This is a genomic window from Epilithonimonas mollis (genome assembly GCF_900142325.1).
In the GTDB taxonomy this organism is placed as follows: Bacteria; Bacteroidota; Bacteroidia; order Flavobacteriales; family Weeksellaceae; genus Epilithonimonas; species Epilithonimonas mollis.
Window position 1 is genome coordinate 730,255 of record NZ_FRAM01000001.1, and the last position, 18,341, is coordinate 748,595.

An 18,341-nucleotide genomic window follows, 5' to 3' on the forward strand; every position below is an offset into this window, starting at 1 on the left:
AGATTAGTCTAAATCTAATGTCTAACATCTAATATCTATAATTAAATGAAGCTTACTAACAGATCAAAAGTTGTTTCCAATAAAGAAATGACGCTTGCAGAGAAAATCTACCTTCCGGCGGTATTCAAAGGAATGGGGATTACCCTGAAGCACGCTGTGAGAAATATTGTAAAAGGACCACCAATCTATCCATATCCTGAGGTTGACAAACCTAGAGCGGAAATCTGGAGAGGACAGCATGTCCTGAAGAGAGATGAAGAAGGCAGGGAAAGATGTACTGCCTGCGGACTTTGTGCGGTTGCATGTCCTGCGGAAGCCATCACGATGACTGCAGCAGAAAGAACCAAAGAGGAAAAACATCTTTACAGGGAAGAGAAATATGCCGAGATCTACGAAATCAATATGCTGAGATGTATTTTCTGTGGAATGTGTGAAGAAGCATGTCCTAAATCTGCAATCTATCTTACCGACAGACTTGTGGATGTGGAACAAAACAGAAATTCTTTTATCTATGGTAAAGATAAGCTGGTAGAAAAGATAAATGAAAGGATTGATATTACTACAAGACAGTCCGAGAAACAAAAAAATGCAGTAAAATAATGGATCAGATTTTATTTTTCTTTGTAGCATTTTTGGCTATTGCAAGCGCAGTTTATTTTGTTTTTGCAAAAAACCCGCTGTATGCTATCCTCTCGCTCATCGTCACGATGTTTTCCATCGCAGGGATGTATATTCTTCTGAATGCCCAGTTTTTGGGAATTGTCCAGATTATCGTCTATGCCGGAGCAATCATGGTTCTTTTTCTTTATATATTGATGATGCTTAACCTTAATAAAGAAGATGAAAGCAAGAAAGCCAACCTTCCGAAATTCATCGGTGTGTTTTCTGCAAGTATTCTTTTTATAGGGATGCTGGGTGCCTATAAAGGTCTTAACGGAAACACAACCGTAGCGAATAATGCTGACCAATCCATTGGTCTCACAAAAAATCTGGGAAGATTATTGTTTAACGAATATGTATTGCCATTCGAGCTGGCGTCTGTCCTTATCCTTGCGGGTATCGTCGGTGCTGTTCTGATCGGTAAAAAAGATTTATAGAGATGAATACATTTATACAACAGGTTCCTTTGGAATACTTTATTATTCTGAGTACAATTCTTTTTTGTCTCGGTGTATTAGGAGTTTTGATCCGCAAAAATGCCATCGTGATTTTGGGATGCGTAGAATTGATGCTTAATTCCGTAAATCTTTTACTAGCTGCTTTTTCAGCATACAAAGGTGATGGTCACGGGCAGCTTTTGGTATTTTTCATCATGGTGGTTGCAGCAGCAGAAGTTGCAGTAGGACTGGCCATTATAGCAATGATGTACAGAAATACCAAATCGGTCGACGTTAGTATTTTTAATAAATTAAGAGGATAGTAAAGGATGGAGAATTTAGTTTACGCAATTGTACTTTTACCTTTAGTCGGGTTTCTGATTAACGGACTTTTTGGAAAACATCTTCCGAAAATGCTTGTTGGCGGTTTGGCGACACTGGTGGTTTTCGCTTCTTTTGTTATCACGACAAGTATATTTTTAGGATTCAACAGCGAGAGCACTCCTGTTATCGTAAAAGCATTTGAATGGTTCAGAGTTGCCGGGATTCAGGTTAATTTTGGTTTCCAGGTTGATCAGTTGTCATTGATGATGGTAATGATCATTACAGGAATCGGGTCACTGATACATCTCTACTCTATCGGATACATGAGCCATGACAAAGGATTCTACAAGTTTTTTACTTATCTGAATCTTTTTATCTTCTCTATGCTCCTTTTGGTTTTAGGAAGCAATTATCTGATTCTATTCATCGGTTGGGAAGGTGTAGGACTTTGTTCTTATCTGTTGATAGGATTCTGGTACCAGAATGAAGATTATGGAAAAGCAGCGAGAAAGGCTTTCATCATGAACCGTATTGGTGACCTTGGCTTATTGATAGGTATCTTTGCCATCGCTGCCAATGTTAATGCTATTGACTATCTTTCAGTAGCCCAGAATGCTTCGATCTTCGACCTGGACGGAACTACCATTATATTCATCACAGCAAGTTTATTTATCGGGGCAACTGGTAAGTCGGCTCAGGTGCCATTATATACATGGTTACCGGATGCGATGGCTGGGCCAACGCCTGTTTCTGCATTGATACACGCTGCTACGATGGTTACCGCTGGGGTTTATCTGGTAGTAAGATCTAATTTCCTATTCACTTTAGCACCAACTGTTCAGGACGGAATTTTATTAATCGGATTCCTGACTGCAGCATTGGCAGGTTTCTATGCACTTCGTCAAAATGATATCAAAAAAGTCTTGGCATACTCTACCGTTTCTCAGCTCGGATTTATGTTCATTGCACTAGGATTGGGTGCTTACACCACGGCAATGTTCCACGTAATGACACACGCTTTCTTCAAAGCTTTGTTATTCTTGGGAGCTGGTTCTGTGATCCATGCAGTGAGCGGCGAGCAGGATATGCGTTTTATGGGCGGATTGAAAAAATATATTCCGATTACCCACGCTACATTCCTTATTGGAACATTGGCAATCTCCGGATTTCCATTATTATCAGGTATGATTTCCAAAGATGAAATTCTGGTTGCTGCATTTGCTAAAAATCCAATCTATTGGGTAATGTTATTCATATTGGCAGCTGTTACCGCAACTTATATGTTCAGATTATATTATCTGACTTTCCACGGACAGTTCAGGGGAACTGAAGAACAAAAACACCATTTGCATGAAAGTCCTGTTAATATGACTTTGCCGTTAATTGTTTTAGCTGTTCTTTCCGTGATCGGAGGTTTTATCAATCTTCCTCACTTTATCGGACACGGCCATTATGCAAAATTGATGGAATGGCTGAAACCTGTATTGACAGAACAAAGTTTCAGTGAATTGGAAGCAACACTTTCCGGCGTTAACTTCAACACAGAAATGATTCTTTTGGCTGCCACAATATTAATGTTCTTCGCCGTTTGGTATTTGGTTAAAAACACCTACGTCAAGAAACAGAAAAAAGCACTTCCGGAAGAAGAATATTCAGGTTGGGAAAAACTATCCGCAAAAAAACTATTTGTGGATGAGATCTATAATGCCTGTATTGTAAGACCATTTGAAGAAGCAGGGAAAGCGGCGGCTATGTTTGACAAAGCAGTTCTCGACCCGATTGTGAATTTCATCGGATTGGGTGCTCAGGATTCCGGAAGAGCCGCAAAGCGTCTGCAAAACGGAAATGTAGAAAACTATGTGCTGATTATGTCATTGGCGATAGGAATTGTATTGATTGTTAACTTTTTATTGAAATAGATAATGTCGTATTTACTATTAACATTATTACTATTACCTCTCGCAGGTTCGGTTTTACTTTTTTTCTGGAAAAATGCTTCCAGCAAATATATCGCTTTAGTCTTTGCTCTCGCACAGATGCTTATTGCATTTTATATGTTAGGGAATTTCGATTTCCATCCGACAGTAGATGCGCCGTTGCAATACGAAATCACTTATCCTTGGTCCAATTATATCAAAAGCAGCCTTAATTTCGGCGTTGACGGGATGAGTATGCTGATGGTTTTATTGACCAACATTCTAGTTCCGCTAATCATTTTATCATCATTCAATGATAAGAAAGGATTCCCGAATTCTTTCTATGCTTTGATTTTGATGATGCAATTCGGATTGTTAGGTGTTTTCACATCATTGGACGGACTGTTGTTCTACATCTTCTGGGAAGTCACTTTGATTCCAATCTGGTTCATCGCCGGAATATGGGGACAAGAAGACAAAAGAATCAAATTCACTACTAAGTTCTTTGTCTACACATTTGTAGGGTCTTTGTTTATGTTGATTGGTTTAATTTATGTTTACAACCATTCCGCTTCATTTGCTTTGACAGATCTTTACAATGCGCAGTTAAGTGTTAATGAACAAAATGTGATTTTCTGGTTTATCTTCTTTGCATTTGCAGTGAAATTACCGGTTTTTCCTTTCCATACCTGGCAGCCGGACACATACACATATTCGCCTACACAAGGGTCGATGTTGCTTTCAGGGATTATGCTGAAGATGGCAGTTTACGGTGTAATGCGTTATCTATTGCCAATTACCCCTCAAGCCATTGGTGGAATTTCCGGAGAAATTGTTATCATTCTTTCTGTAATTGGGATTATTTACGGTGCTCTTATTGCAATGATTTCCACAGACAGTAAAAGATTAATTGCTTACTCTTCTCTTTCTCACGTCGGACTGATTGTAGCAGGTATTTTCTCTTCAGCAGTTGTAACGATGAGAACAGGACTGACATTTGAAGGCGGACAAGGTGCAATGATACAGAGTTTTGCTCACGGTATTAATGTAGTTGGTCTTTTCTATTGTGCCGATATTCTTTACAAGAGATTCAAAACGAGAGATATTCGTCAGATGGGCGGACTTGCAAAAGTTGCTCCTAAATTCGCTATACTTTTTATGATTATCCTTTTGGGCGCAACAGGTGTTCCTTTGACCAACGGATTCATTGGCGAATTTATCTTGTTGAAATCTGTTTACAGCTACAACTTCATTATGACAGTTATGGCAGGTCTCACATTGATTCTGGCAGCGGCTTATATGCTGAGATTCTACGGAAAAACAATGTTTGGTAAAGGTGACGATACCGTTCTGGCTACAACAAAAGATATCAGCTCAGTTGAGTTTTCTGTATTGGCGAGTTTATCTGTCTTTGTTATCGCACTTGGGGTTTATCCTCAGCCGGTTATAGAGATGGTGACAAGTTCTGTACAGTTCATCTATGCAGCGATGTTAAATTAATCTTGAAACAAGATAAAAGAGAAATTAAATAAAATTCAAAACGGACATCGGTTCTTCCGGATTCCGACGAAACAAATAAAGAAATGAGTGTTTTTATAATTTTATTCCTTACGGCAGTGCTTGTACTTTTTTCCGGTGTATTGGAAAAAGGAAAATATGCAAGATACATCGGGATTTTAGGATTAATTGTTGGTTTATATTTCAGCTTTTTTCCAGAATGTGAGTTCTTTGCCCAGTACAAAGCCATGTACGAATACGGAGATAATGCAGCATTATTTACGAAAATTTCCATCATTATCACTTTATTACTCTTCTTTTTAGGAGGATTTGCATTCAGCAATCACAGAAGTCATCAGTCAGAATTATATGCTTTGATGCTCTTTGCACTAAGCGGTGGATTAGTACTTTTCGGATTTCAGAATCTGGTAACATTATTCATCGGGATTGAGATTCTTTCCATTCCTTTATATGTAATGGCTGGCGCCAATAAAACCGACCTTCGTTCTACGGAAGCTTCTATGAAATATTTTCTTATGGGTGCTTTCGCTACAGGATTTCTGATGTTTGGCGTTGCTTTGGTTTACGGAAGCGTCGGAAGTTTTGACCTGTATGCCATTCACGATTTTGCGATCAATAATCCAAAAAACCTGATGCTGATAATGGGTTCTATTCTGATGCTTTGTGCATTGGCGTTCAAAGTATCACTAGCACCATTTCACATGTGGAGTCCTGACGTTTATCAGGGTTCTCCTTCTTTAATTACAGCTTTCATGGCATCTGTAGTAAAGATTTCCGGTTTTTTTGCATTATTCAAATTAATGACTCTGGGATTTGGCGGAATTGCCGGAGACTGGATCAATATTTTAGGCGTATTCATCATCATTACTTTGCTTCTTGCCAACGTGATGGGACTGGTGCAGACCAACGCAAAAAGGATGTTGGCCTACTCTTCTGTATCACACGCCGGGTATATTTCGTTAATATTTTTTGGTCTTAATAACTTTTCCACATCCATTTTAGGTTTCTATTTATTCGCCTATTCACTGGCAACGGTTGGTGTTTTCATCAGTCTGATCTGGGTAGAGAAAATCAAGAAGGAAACATCATTTGCTGCGTTCAACGGATTAGGAAAAAAGGAACCCTTGCTTGCTATTGTTTCCACAGTTTCCATGCTGTCAATGGCGGGTATTCCTTTAACTGCAGGTTTCATCGGAAAGCTTGGAATCTTCAATCAGGTTATTGCAGGCGGATCAAGCTTCCTGGTCGTGGTCGCAGTTCTTGGTTCTGCTTTAAGCATTGCTTATTATTTACGACTGATTATTGCCATGTTCTTTTACAAAGAAGATAATTTTCATAATACAGAAAAAGCAAGTATCACCTATAATATCGTGTCTATTGTCATTATTTTAGTACTGATTTCTATGGGGATTGTTCCGGATCTGTTCGGGAAAATACTTGGTTTATAATAAAACATATCAACCTGATTCTGAAGAGTCAGGTTTTTTATTTAATTTATCACTTCTAATTCGTTCAAAAATCTTAATTTTATTCAAAAACCTAAAAATTGATTATTTATATTAATCGATAAGCAGGTTTGAAACGACTATAAAGAACTATGAAATTACAATCTTTAACAGCATCGGAAGAGGATGTGATGCGAGTGATCTGGAAAGAAGGGAAAATATACTTCCGCGATCTGATGAATGCTTACCCGGAACCAAAACCTCATCAGAATACAGTTTCCACATTTCTTAAAATACTTGTGGAGAAAAATTATCTGAGTGTCGAAAAAAAGGGACGCATTTACCTCTATTCACCGGCTGTCAGTTTTGATGACTATAAAAAAATTGTAACAAAAAAAATTATCGAAAATTATTTTGACAATTCCGGAAGTGAACTCCTCAAACTCCTTATGGAGGAAAACTTTATTAAGGCTAAGGATCTCAATGACTTCTTCGAAGTTAAAACGACTGTTATTCCCTTACAGGATAATTCGGAAAAAGAAAATCCGATAAAAGAATTCGTGAAGGAACTGACCAGTCAGAAAAAGCCGAAAAAGAAAGAAAAGGAAAAAAAGAAGAAAAAGAAGAAATAAAAAAGCGATCAAAAATGATCGCTTTATTTTTCTCGTATCGTTGATTACCAACGGCTTCCACCTCCACGGTTTCCGCCTCTGTCACCTCCTCCGTAACCGCCACCACGGTTATTGTCGAAAGATCTTCTTGGCTTTTCTTCTCTTGGTCTAGCTTCCGTAACGTTAAGAATCTTACCGTTGAATTCTTTTTGGTTAAGTGCTTCTACAGCTTGTTGACCTTCAGCATCCCCCATTTCCACGAATCCAAATCCTTTTGATCTTCCAGAATCTCTGTCTGTAATGATTTTTGCAGAAGAAACTTCTCCAAAACCTTCGAATAATTCTTGCAACTGATGATCTTTTGTTGCGTAATTGATGTTTGAAACAAAAATGTTCATTTTAAAAAAAAATTAAGTTATAAAAAAATGTTGTTTTAAAATTATAGATAAGGAAAAACAACAAAAATGAAGATTATTGATTTCAAATATAATTTGGTGCAAGGTACGATTATTTTTGAATAATCAATAATATATTTACTAATTTTAGAAATTAATGCAATTGTATTCACTTAACCGCTGCTCCACGGCTTGCTTGCAATATATTGAACCAATCTATAGGTTCCAGATCTATTTTTAATGATTTTTTCAGTTTTATTATTGTTTCTGTTTTGGATGTGCCAATAACAGGAATGATATTCGAAGGATGTTTCAGTATGAATGCGAGTAAGATCTGATTCTCTTCCGCATTGTATTTCAGACAAAGATTTTTGATTACGATTTTTAATCGGGCATTCTGTTCAGACATTTCAGAAAAATAATTACCTAAAACAGACCACGCCGTTGGCCTCATTCCTTTCATCATCAATTGATCCAAAGTTCCGTTTTCGAAAGCTGAAAGTTCATTCACAGAAATTTCTATCTGATTAGTAATCATAGGAAAATATTGGTTTATCAATTCAAATTGAGAAACTGAAAAATTACTGACTCCGAAATATTTCACTTTACCTTTATCTCTGAGAATATGAAAAACTTCTGCAATTTCTTCAGGATTCATTAATGGTGAAGGACGATGCAGCAACAGTACATCCAGATAATCCGTACAGAGGTTGTCGAGACTTTCATCCACAGCATTCAGAATATAATCAGAACTATAATTATAATATTTTATTGCTGAAGGTTTTTTTTCAGAATTCATAACAATGCCGCATTTAGAAATGAACTGAACTTTTTCTCTTTCAATTCCCATCTCTTGCCATGCTTTCCCAAAAAGCTCTTCCGTAGTATGACCACCATAGATATCCGCATGATCGAATGTTGTAATATCTTCCTGAAGGCAAACCTCTATCAGTTCCTGTACTTTTTTCGGAGAATGATTAGCTCCCCAAACGCCCCAACGCATTGTTCCGGCAATAATTTCTGAAAACATACTAAAATTTTCACAAATATATTATGTTAAAAATAAAATACATTGTATAAATTTGATTCTTTAAAAAAATTGAAGTCTTATGAAGAAATTTACATTATTATTTGTGATGTGTTGTGCTTTTATCAATGCACAATTCACAACGCCAAATAACGGAACCAGCTACACATTATCCAGTTTATCTGCAGCTGCACCAACAGTTTTGGTGAAAAACGGGTTAGAATATACTTTGACGGCAGATCTTACAATCTCTGCAACTGATAAATTATTGATTAATGAAGATGCAACGCTGAAAGTTAATTCCGGTGTAGCAATTTTTGTATTTGGTGAATATAAAACCACTGCAGGCAATTTTATAATAACAGCAAGCACAATCGGAAGTCCATACAGAGGAATCCGTTTTGAAGAAGGCTCTGTTGCAGAAATGAAAAATACAAGAATCGAATACGGCGGAGGTGTTCGTGTCCTGACTGCCTATCCTTTTTTGATGGACAATTGTATCCTTTATAAAAACAACAACTCAGGTAGTACCAATCTTGCGAGTAGTGCTGCATTAGCATTATTTCAGGGTAGCGGACACATTGTGAAAAACTCCCAGTTTTTGGAAAACTCCAGAGCAGGAATCAATTCAGGGGCTTCTGGTGCGGTTTCTATTGATATAATAAATAATTATTTTTACGGAAACAATACAGATAACGGCAACTATCCACAGATCAATATGGGACCTTCGGGTGTAGATTCTACAAGAGTTATTAATAATGAAATTATCGGGAACAGGACTATTACAAAATCCGGAGGAATCTCTGTTTCCGGATTGCTGGGTGGAACAAACAGATTCCGTGTTGAAGGAAATACTGTTCAAGATAACCGTTACGGAATTACCCACCAAGGTGCAGGAAGTTCCGGAATAATCAGGAATAACATTATCACAAATAATAATACCGAGAACAATCCAAGTCTGGGCGGAAGCGGAATTTCATTGACAGGAACTCAGAAAGTGATTGTAAGAAACAACCAGATTAGAGGCAATCTCTGGGGAGTTACAATTTTGAGTAATGCAGTAATTGATTTGGGAACCGCAGACGACCATGGAAATAACATTTTTAAAAATAACGGAAATACCGGAACAATAACTGCATTCTATAATAACACACCAAATACTGTAACCGCAATCGGAAATTGCTGGAGAGAAGACGAGCTGTCAAATGATGCTATGGTCGAAGCGGTTATAAGTCACAAGCCAGATCTTGCAACATTAGGCCTGGTTAATTTTACGCCATATAATTGCGCTGAGTCTATGGCTGTTTCTGATGTTACAAAAGGATTAATGAAAATCTATCCGAATCCAAGCAAAAATCATTTCTATCTGGAAACTGAAAATGGAGGAAATATTGTGATCCAGGACATCAGTGGAAAAGTTGTTTTTTCATCAATAGTTAATAAAGGAAAAAATGAAATCAATACTAATTTACAACCGGGCGTCTATATCATCACACAACAATCGGAAGGTAAAAAATCCAATACAAAACTGATTATCAAATAAATAATTAAGTCACAAAATTTATACAGCATCACATAATTGTGATGCTTTTTTTATAAAAATACGTCAAATGCCTTATTGTCTGATGATCATTATTATTTGAATTTTGAAAAACAATAAAACCTAAAACTTCAAGTGTTATGAAAACTCAGATTTTTAAAAATATTGCTGCATATGCATTATTGGCAGGCAGCATTTGTATGTTCGGACAAAAGGCTCCTGATGCAGAATTCAAGATGGATGGCAGCATCCAGTTTATGAAACTGACAGATGCGGGTGTTCTTCTCGTTGCAAACGGCGACGGTTTTGCCGGGATCAAGCCGGACAGCCACCAGCTTCATTTCAATTTCCAGGACTATGGAAAAGTGAAGCAGGAAGAAGTGGAGTTTGTTCCGGATTCGCCTTATGTGATAATAGCTCAGGGCGGGATTTTTGGCTCAAAGAAAAGCGTAATCGATATCGTGTCCGGAAAAAAATTATTTGCAACAGAAGAAAACAACTGGAAGATGATCAATCAGTTTAATCTGATGCTTCCTCAAAACAAATTAATCGTAGCAGGGCAGAGAACTTCCAAAGAAAAATTTGCACAGGCGGTCGGGATCTATGATCTGGCCACCGGAAAAGAAGAAAAAATCTTCAACCTTCAGGATCCTGGAAAAGTTTCTATGAGCATCACAACGGTTACCGGGAAACCTTTGATTGCAGGGAACAAAGTTCTCATCCCGACCAGCAAAGCAACGATATGCCTGGATCTGGACACAGGTAATAAACTCTGGGAAGCCAAGGTGGATGATATCAGCTGGCTGACTGCTGACAAAACAGGAAAACAAATCTATGCAATTGAACAAAAGCCCAACGGAAACTGTAACATATTCAAACTGAGTGATACAGGACAGGTAATGTGGAAGGAACCACATTCCGTAAAAGGAAAAATTTCTAATTTTCAAATTCTTCCTAATGGGTTAGCTATCGTCAGCAATGTTGATAACAGCGGAAAATCCGGCTTAATGAAACTGGCTTCCGCCGCATCCGAATCCAGAATTGCTTTTCTGAGTGCAGACACAGGTGAAGACCTTTGGGAAAAAGCACCCAAGACCAAAGGTTATGTTCAGCATTTTTATGTAATGGAAGACGGGATTCTTTTTGGAATCCAGGAAGGTGGCATTAATAAAATTTCTTTTGATGGGCAGACACTTTTCAAAAAACCTCTCAAAACAGGAGAAAATATTCACACAATGGCTTTGGTTCCAAAAGGAATGCTTTACATCACTGATGAAGACGCCAATATCATCGATCTCAAAACCGGTGAATCTATCTACGGAAAAGCCATCAATTACAAAAAAGCAAAAGCCGTTTGCAGCACTTATGATAAAGCCGGCAAGCGTTATCTGATAAGCACAGGAGAAGAAATCAAATCCATTGATGAAAACTCAGGCGATATCACTTCATTCGCCAGTTATAAATTTGATGAGAAAGAAGCACCGACCACTATCAGAGCAAAAGACAACGGTATCTTCATTGGTTCTTCCCAGAATTTGATGCACTTTGCACCGGACGGTTCTACAAAATACCAGCAATATTTCCGCTCACCCGGGAAAAGCACAGCCGGACTAATTCTTCATGGTGTTTTGGCTGTTGCATCGACAGCAGTATCTGCAGGCGCATCATATCAGGCAGGAATGAACCGAAATTCTATCGGGCAATATACAGCGGAAGGAGAAAGATATAAGGCTATGGGAGATGCTTTTGCCGGAATTGCATCTGCCTCATTCGCAGAAATGGCAAAACGTTTTAAAGCGACTTCCGCTACGGAGAATTATCAGTTTATCCTAACCAGGCTTGAAGACGGTGCAGGCCTGGCAAAAGTTAATAAAAATACAGGTGAAAAAGAAGAAGAGATCCTTCTGAAAGATAAAAAACCTACTTACGAAGTGGATGAGTTTTCCGGGACTTTATATTACCAGGCTAACAATAATACAATCTACAAGTATAATCTAATGAAGTAGGTTTATTGTGACCCCTCATTATCCGTCAATAAAAAGAGGGGTCTTTTTTTCAATCCAAAAAAATATGACTGATATCCTAAACATAATCCTGATCACCATACTGGTTATTATTATTCTTTTCTTACTGAGAAAAATAAAGCTAATCAAGAGCCGGCATCAGAAAAAGCTTGCAGAACTCTATAAAGATCTGTCAAAATTGGCTGAACAGAAAGAAAGTTTTTTCGAGAAATTATCGCTTAACTCAGAGTTGGAAGATGCAATGACTCATGCCAGAAAACGGCTGAACGAAGAAATTTTTGACTTGCAGATGGAAGTTTTCAGGAATATAAAACAGGATTGATAATTAATAAATTAATATTAATTTAGTAAAAACTAAATCTATGAAAATGAGACCTATCCATAATCTTTGTAGACTTTAACTTATGATTACAAAGATTGCCATAACCGAAGATAATTTTTTCCTTGCAAAAGCTGTTCAGGAAAAACTGTCGTTTTATGACGAATTCAAAATCAAGTTTTTTGCAGAAAACGGTAAAGACCTCATTCAGAAACTGGAAAAGGATTCTAATGTTGATCTGATTCTGATGGATATCGAAATGCCTTTGATGAACGGAATCCAGGCAACAGAATTTGTTAAAAACCGGTATCCGCAGATCAAAATCCTGATCCTGACTGTTTTTGACAATGATGAAAATATCTTCAATGCTATCAAAGCCGGAGCAGATGGTTATCTGCTCAAGGAGATATCACCTCAGAAATTACAGAAGTCGATTATAGAAGTTCTCGAAGGAGGCGCTGCAATGAGCCCTTCTATTGCATTCAAAACCTTGAAATTACTGCGGAATCCGCAAGCTTTTGAAAATCAAAAATGTGAGGAAGAGATCAGACTTTCGACCCGGGAAATAGAAGTTTTGGAACAGCTCAGCCGCGGTCTGAACTATAATATCATTGCACTGAACCTCTTCCTTTCGCCCAGCACTATCAGAAAGCATATTGAAAATATTTATACCAAGCTTCAGGTTCATAATAAGCTGGAAGCGATTGAAAAGGCTAAAATCAATAGAATTATATAATTATTTTTACTATTTTTAACAAAAACAATAATATTTTCACCATGGAAACACTTATGTATTTTTTTATGATTTTCTTGTTATGAAACTGAATCGATTTTTCACAACAATTTTATTATCACTTTTCATACAATCTTTTGCACAAAAAAAGACTGAAACCATTAAATTAATCTTATCAGAATTAAAAACTTCAAAAGAAGATACAGCCAGAGCAAATCTTTATAACAAAATCTGTAAGTTTTATTTAAAAACAAATATTGATTCTGTTAATTACTATGCAAATAAGGGAATTCTTCTTTCAAGAAAATTAAAGTACCGAGAAGGCGAAATGATGAGTTTAAATGCATTGGGAAATTATTATGAAAATAAGTCTGAATTTTCAAAAGCACTAAAAACATACGATCAAGCTTTAGTAATTGCAAAAAAAAACAATAGCAATAAAGGTTTTGCAACCATATACAATAACATTGGTATGATCTACATCAAACAAGGGAAGTATGATACTGCTCTTGAACTGATGATAAAAGGTTTAGAAGCTGAAGAAAAGCTTCAAAATTATAAAGGAATTGCTCAAAGCTATAATAATATTGGTGTGATCTATTATTATCAGCAGAATCTAAAAAAATCAACCGAATATTTTGAAAAATCACTGGCTCAGGAAGAAAAAACCGGAGATAAAGAAGCAATAATTCAAGCTATCAATAATCTTGGAGCTATCTATGATTATATGGGTGAAAATGAAAAAGCTCTCAGTCAATATAAAAAAGCTCTAAAAATAAATACAGATTCTAATAACAAAAGAGAAATATCCACGAATCTCTTGAATATTGCTCTTTCTTACTACAAGCTGAAAAATCATACTGAATCTAAAAAATATTACAACCAGTCCATAAACCTTAGGAAACAATTAGGGGATTATAATGCTCTGGCTATTGCATATCTTAATTATGGAGATCTTCTCAAAGAGAATAAACAAAACAGAGAAGCAGAAAAATATTACAAAACAGCATTACAAATCGCTGAAAAGAATGATTTAAAAGACATCCAAAAAAATATTTTTGGTTCTATGGCAGAACTTTATGCCTCAGAAAAAAAATTCGAATTATCAACTGAATATTTAAAAAAACAAATCCTGGTAAAAGATTCAATTTTTGATTTGGAAAAGACCAAAGTTATTGCAGAAACGGAGATCAAATATCAAACAGAAAAAAAAGAAAAAGACCTGGCTGTTGCAAAAAACAATCTACTCAAAGAAGAAATCAAAACAAAAAGAAAAAATATTCTGCTGATTATTTCTCTTATCATTATTTCATCCGGAATCATTATTTCCATTTTAATTTATCGAACTCTCAAACTCCGTAACAAGCAACAAAAACAAGAATACGAACTCACTACAGCCATATCAAAAATTGAAACCCAAAACAAATTGCAGGAACAGAGATTATCAATTTCCCGGGACCTGCATGATAACATCGGTGCGCAGCTGACTTTCATTATTTCATCCATAGAAACGCTGAAACAGGCTTTCAACATTACTGATGAGAAAATCAATCATAAACTGGCCTCTATTTCGGGTTTTACAAAAGATACGATTACGGAACTGCGTGATACGATCTGGGCGATGAACCATTCTGAGATTGATTTTAATGAGATCAGAAACAGGATTCTGAACTTTGTGGAAAAAGCCCAAAAGTCGAACGAACATATCAACATTATTTTTGAAAGAGATGCAGCTTTGGACGAGCTTCATTTTTCCTCAGTAGACGGGATGAACATCTACAGAATAACGCAGGAAGCCGTGAATAATGCCATGAAATATTCGGGAGCAAAAAACATTTTACTCGATGCTAAAAAAGCAGATAATCAAATCGAAATCATGATAAAAGATGACGGAAAAGGTTTTGATATGGATAATACAGAATTCGGGAACGGTATCAGGAATATGCAGAAAAGGGCTTCCGAACTGAAATCACAAATCAGCATCATGTCTGCCAACGGAAAAGGAACTTCTATTACTTTAACGATTCCAAAGGCTTAGAATCGTCAGAATTTCATTATTTTTGAAGCTATGAAAGTTTCTGTCAAAAATATGGTCTGTAACCGTTGCATTGCTGCAGTGGAAGCTATATTTGACGAATTGAAAATTGGGACCACACAAGTTGCATTAGGCGAGGTGGAAACCCGAGACGATATTTCTAAAACAAATCTGGAAGCACTCGGTTCCAGACTGAAATCAGCAGGATTTGAGATCCTGGAAGACGCATCCAAAAAGCAGATTGAAAAAATAAAAACCCTGCTTATTCAGAAAATTTCTGAGGAAGATCTCGGTGAAGATTTTATTCTGTCCGAATTCCTGAGCTCTGAATTACACAAAGATTACAGCTCTGTTTCCAAGCTTTTTTCTCAGAATGAAAATCTAACCTTAGAACAATATTTCATTCTTCAGAAGATTGAAAAAGTCAAAGAACTATTACTATATAAGGAATTTAACCTGACCGAGATTTCACAGAAATTGGGTTACAAAAGTGTTCAGCATCTTTCCAGTCAGTTCAGGAAAATCACAGGATCGTCCCCTACTCAGTTTCTGAATTCTAAGGATAAAAAGAGGATTGCGCTGGATAAGGTTTGATATAATTGATTTGATTCTAATGAAAAAAACATTTGCATTAATATTTCTTATATTTGGTTTGCTGAGTTCTGCACAAGTTCCAATTTTAAAGTTATCAAGTCCTGTCGGCAAAAATCAAAATTGGCCTGATACTTTAAATAAAAATGAAATTTGCATTATTTATGAGATAAATGGTGGTTGGTCTGCTTATGATTTTTTTACTTATTATTTTATAAAGAATGACGGAAAAATAACAGCTTACAGACAAGAAAAAGCAAAGTCATATTTGAAGGATAAAGTTTCTGATAAAGCCACAGAAAAGATTGCTGTAGAAGATGAACTAAAACAAAGAATATCCAAACTGATTAATTCAAATCAGCTCAATGAACTTTTAAAATTTAAGCAAGAGGATTTCAAAATAAAAACTTCTCAGGATCCAAATACAATTCCGCCACCCTGTATAATTCATGATGCCAGTGGTTATAAATTGACTTTTATTCAAAACAATAAACAAAGTTTATATTCTTACTATGCTCCTCAATATCATTATGATAAATGCACTAACAAACTCATCAATAAACCTGTTCTGAAAACATTCATAGATGTTCTGGAATTATTGTCAGGGAAATCATACTATTGATTTCAATATTATCCATGCCAACCAAACTCAAACTTCTTCGCGAAGCCAAAAACCTCACCCAGACAGAATTGGCTGAGAAATCCGGATTGTCTTTGCGCACAATCCAGAGAATTGAATCAGGGCAAAGTCTCAAAGGTTTCACTTTAAAAGCTGTTGCACAAGCTTTGGAAACTGAACCAGGCAATTTATTTTCAGAGAAAGAAATCATCCAAATCGACAGAGCAAAACTCATCAATCTATCAGCTTTGGCAGGATTGATTATTCCGTTTGGCGGGATCATTTTTCCGGCGGTTCTGACTTATAAAACTCAGGATTCTGTGAACCGGGAATTGGGGAAAAGTGTGGTTTGTGTTCAGATTGTTTTGGCGTTTACCATTTCGGTTTCATTGATTCTCAGTCCGTTTATTCAGAACTGGTTTTCTGTTCGATTTCCATTATTTTTAGTCCCATTGATTGTATTTATCATCCTCAAACTTTGGATTGTCATCAGGAATGGAATCAGCCTGAACCAAACCAATACGCTTTCTATTAAACTGAAAAACAACTTCTTATAAACCAAGTCATAAAACTGACGTAAAATTGTCATATCCTATTTTATCCAAATTCAGTTTCTAAAACCGAATCTTGCAGAAAATTGGACAATGAAACTTTTTAAGAAATTAGCATTAGGATTTGTAACTGTTTTGGTTTTGATATTGATTGGTGGTTACATTTATTTCGACCGAAAATTCACACCGGAAAACAATTATTTAACTGTAAAAAATGAAAGCGGAGACATTCCTGTCACTTGGCTGGGAAATGAAAAAAATGTTTTGCTTCTGCCAATTCATTTTTCCGGAAATCCGCAGACTTATTATTTGCAGTTTGACACGGGTTCGCCCTACACGTTATTTTATTCCTATCAAATTAAACGCATTAAGGAAATTACAATTGATAAAGAACGTGCAAAAATGTCTTTCCTGATTGGCAAAACTCAAATTTCGTCGAATCAATTTAAAATATTTAAAACTGAGAAAAATGATGTAAAAGACAGTATCAAAATCATTGGAACACTTGGCGCAGATATTCTGGAAGGCCGAAAAACTGTTATTAATTTTAAAAACAATCAAGTGGTTTTTAATTTGAGCCAGATTCCACATGGCTTTAAAAATCAACTTTTTGACTTCAAATTCAAAAAAAGGAGAATCGTTATTCCCGGATTTCTGAAAGGTGAAGAACGGAAATTCCTCTACGATTCCGGAACCAGCGCGTACGAATTGTTGACCTACAAAGAAGAATGGGAAAGCCTGAAATCCGTAAATTCAAAAATAAAAATTGAAAAATCACAATCGTGGAATGATGTTTTAACGACTTATACAGTCGGTTGTAAAGAGAATATCCGGTTCAAAAACAAAATGATCCCTGTAAAACAAATTACCTATGTGGAAGGTTTCTCCAATGCCCAATTCTCAATGATGAAGTTCTCCGGAATGACAGGAATGCTGGGTAACAAAATCTTTATGAATTACCGTATGTACATCGATTGTGCGGATGGTAAAATTGGGATAGATTAATCCTTAAATATCTTCAGCGGCTTCTTGTCTTCATCGATAGCAACCAGTGTAAAATCGCCTGAAACTGCCTTTTCTCGTGTATCGGCATACATCTCTTCTATGAAGATCTCGATATTAACCTTTACGCTGGTATTTCCTACATATTTAACTCGACCAATGAGCTCCACCAAAGTATCTGCAGGAATTGGTTTCTTGAAATCTATCCTGTCACAGCTTACAGTCACAAAGGATTTTCTGGCAAAACGAGTCGCGGTCATAAACGCCACTTCATCCATCATTTCCATCACTTTGCCACCGAACATTGTATTATGGTGATTGGTAGTATTGGGAAAAACAACTTTAAAAACTCTTGTTTCGGAGCTTTTAATTTTATCCTCGTAATTCATTTATTTTTGAGAGATTAAAAAATTAGACATTTGAAATGAATCGAAATTTGGAATAACTTATTCATTTTTTTGTTCTGCAAAGATAATCCTTAATATTGATAATACTTTCCTCGAAACAGCAATCCAGCAAAAAAAACAATTTTCAGATAACTCCTCAAAGTGTTTGTCAATAGGATTAATGGCATCACTTTAATTTCGAGAATCG

At 36.3% G+C, this 18,341-nt stretch carries 19 protein-coding genes; 16 read left to right on the plus strand and 3 right to left on the minus strand.

All coding sequences use genetic code 11. The features are described from left to right. Positions 1 to 45: 45 nt before the first annotated feature. The 7 genes from BUA97_RS03270 to BUA97_RS03300 all read left to right on the plus strand — a co-directional run bounded on the left by BUA97_RS03270 (position 46) and on the right by BUA97_RS03300 (position 6,932). The gene (locus BUA97_RS03270; RefSeq protein WP_072996417.1) at positions 46 to 600 is read left to right on the plus strand and encodes a NuoI/complex I 23 kDa subunit family protein; all 555 of its coding nucleotides are present in this window, start codon (positions 46 to 48) and stop codon (positions 598 to 600) included. Beyond that, positions 600 to 1,097 (plus strand): NADH-quinone oxidoreductase subunit J family protein, encoded by a 498-nt coding sequence (locus tag BUA97_RS03275; protein WP_072996418.1) that lies wholly within the window; start codon positions 600 to 602, stop codon positions 1,095 to 1,097. Before BUA97_RS03270 ends, BUA97_RS03275 begins: the two co-directional genes overlap by 1 nt. A gap of 2 nt (positions 1,098 to 1,099) precedes the next feature. Continuing rightward, positions 1,100 to 1,420, plus strand: a complete 321-nt coding sequence (gene nuoK / locus BUA97_RS03280) for an NADH-quinone oxidoreductase subunit NuoK (protein ID WP_072996419.1) — start codon at positions 1,100 to 1,102, stop codon at positions 1,418 to 1,420. Between the two features lie 6 nt (positions 1,421 to 1,426). Further along, positions 1,427 to 3,340 carry an NADH-quinone oxidoreductase subunit L gene (gene nuoL, locus BUA97_RS03285; protein ID WP_072996420.1) on the plus strand — a complete coding sequence of 638 codons (1,914 nt, stop codon included), beginning with the start codon at positions 1,427 to 1,429 and terminating at the stop codon, positions 3,338 to 3,340. Positions 3,341 to 3,343: 3 nt separating this feature from the next. Beyond that, positions 3,344 to 4,837 carry a complex I subunit 4 family protein gene (locus BUA97_RS03290; RefSeq protein ID WP_072996421.1) on the plus strand — a complete coding sequence of 498 codons (1,494 nt, stop codon included), beginning with the start codon at positions 3,344 to 3,346 and terminating at the stop codon, positions 4,835 to 4,837. Between the two features lie 83 nt (positions 4,838 to 4,920). Next, positions 4,921 to 6,303: an NADH-quinone oxidoreductase subunit N gene (locus BUA97_RS03295; RefSeq protein ID WP_072996422.1), complete on the plus strand. Its 1,383-nt coding sequence runs from the start codon at positions 4,921 to 4,923 to the stop codon at positions 6,301 to 6,303. A 149-nt stretch (positions 6,304 to 6,452) separates the two neighbouring features. Further along, positions 6,453 to 6,932 carry a BlaI/MecI/CopY family transcriptional regulator gene (locus tag BUA97_RS03300; RefSeq protein ID WP_072996423.1) on the plus strand — a complete coding sequence of 160 codons (480 nt, stop codon included), beginning with the start codon at positions 6,453 to 6,455 and terminating at the stop codon, positions 6,930 to 6,932. Positions 6,933 to 6,976: 44 nt separating this feature from the next. Here BUA97_RS03300 and BUA97_RS03305 read toward each other — a convergent pair whose 3' ends face one another. Beyond that, positions 6,977 to 7,309 carry an RNA recognition motif domain-containing protein gene (locus BUA97_RS03305; RefSeq protein WP_072996424.1) on the minus strand — a complete coding sequence of 111 codons (333 nt, stop codon included), beginning with the start codon at positions 7,307 to 7,309 and terminating at the stop codon, positions 6,977 to 6,979. A gap of 166 nt (positions 7,310 to 7,475) precedes the next feature. Further along, entirely contained in the window at positions 7,476 to 8,336 is an 861-nt protein-coding gene (locus BUA97_RS03310; RefSeq protein WP_072996425.1) for an aldo/keto reductase, read from the minus strand. 79 nt (positions 8,337 to 8,415) lie between these two features. Between BUA97_RS03310 and BUA97_RS03315 the strand changes: the two genes are divergently transcribed. From BUA97_RS03315 to BUA97_RS03355, 9 genes are all read left to right on the plus strand, one after another. Beyond that, positions 8,416 to 9,876: a right-handed parallel beta-helix repeat-containing protein gene (locus BUA97_RS03315; protein WP_072996426.1), complete on the plus strand. Its 1,461-nt coding sequence runs from the start codon at positions 8,416 to 8,418 to the stop codon at positions 9,874 to 9,876. 137 nt (positions 9,877 to 10,013) lie between these two features. Then, positions 10,014 to 11,879 (plus strand): outer membrane protein assembly factor BamB family protein, encoded by a 1,866-nt coding sequence (locus tag BUA97_RS03320; protein ID WP_072996427.1) that lies wholly within the window; start codon positions 10,014 to 10,016, stop codon positions 11,877 to 11,879. A gap of 64 nt (positions 11,880 to 11,943) precedes the next feature. Then, the gene (locus BUA97_RS03325) at positions 11,944 to 12,219 is read left to right on the plus strand and encodes a hypothetical protein (RefSeq protein WP_072996428.1); all 276 of its coding nucleotides are present in this window, start codon (positions 11,944 to 11,946) and stop codon (positions 12,217 to 12,219) included. An 82-nt stretch (positions 12,220 to 12,301) separates the two neighbouring features. Next, entirely contained in the window at positions 12,302 to 12,952 is a 651-nt protein-coding gene (locus BUA97_RS03330) for a response regulator transcription factor (protein ID WP_072996429.1), read from the plus strand. A 79-nt stretch (positions 12,953 to 13,031) separates the two neighbouring features. Continuing rightward, the gene (locus BUA97_RS03335) at positions 13,032 to 14,987 is read left to right on the plus strand and encodes a tetratricopeptide repeat-containing sensor histidine kinase (protein WP_072996430.1); all 1,956 of its coding nucleotides are present in this window, start codon (positions 13,032 to 13,034) and stop codon (positions 14,985 to 14,987) included. A 30-nt stretch (positions 14,988 to 15,017) separates the two neighbouring features. Next, positions 15,018 to 15,578: a helix-turn-helix domain-containing protein gene (locus BUA97_RS03340; protein ID WP_072996431.1), complete on the plus strand. Its 561-nt coding sequence runs from the start codon at positions 15,018 to 15,020 to the stop codon at positions 15,576 to 15,578. Between the two features lie 19 nt (positions 15,579 to 15,597). Then, the gene (locus BUA97_RS03345; protein WP_072996432.1) at positions 15,598 to 16,197 is read left to right on the plus strand and encodes a hypothetical protein; all 600 of its coding nucleotides are present in this window, start codon (positions 15,598 to 15,600) and stop codon (positions 16,195 to 16,197) included. Positions 16,198 to 16,211: 14 nt separating this feature from the next. Continuing rightward, positions 16,212 to 16,751 carry a helix-turn-helix domain-containing protein gene (locus BUA97_RS03350; protein WP_072996433.1) on the plus strand — a complete coding sequence of 180 codons (540 nt, stop codon included), beginning with the start codon at positions 16,212 to 16,214 and terminating at the stop codon, positions 16,749 to 16,751. Between the two features lie 87 nt (positions 16,752 to 16,838). Further along, complete coding sequence (locus BUA97_RS03355) at positions 16,839 to 17,750, plus strand: hypothetical protein (protein WP_072996434.1); 912 nt, start codon at positions 16,839 to 16,841, stop codon at positions 17,748 to 17,750. On the opposite strand, the gene BUA97_RS03360 is transcribed toward BUA97_RS03355, so the two are convergent. Next, a complete protein-coding gene (locus BUA97_RS03360) occupies positions 17,747 to 18,136 on the minus strand; it encodes an acyl-CoA thioesterase (protein ID WP_072996435.1) in 390 nt (129 codons plus the stop codon). The genes BUA97_RS03355 and BUA97_RS03360 overlap by 4 nt on opposite strands. Between the last annotated feature and the right edge of the window lie 205 nt (positions 18,137 to 18,341).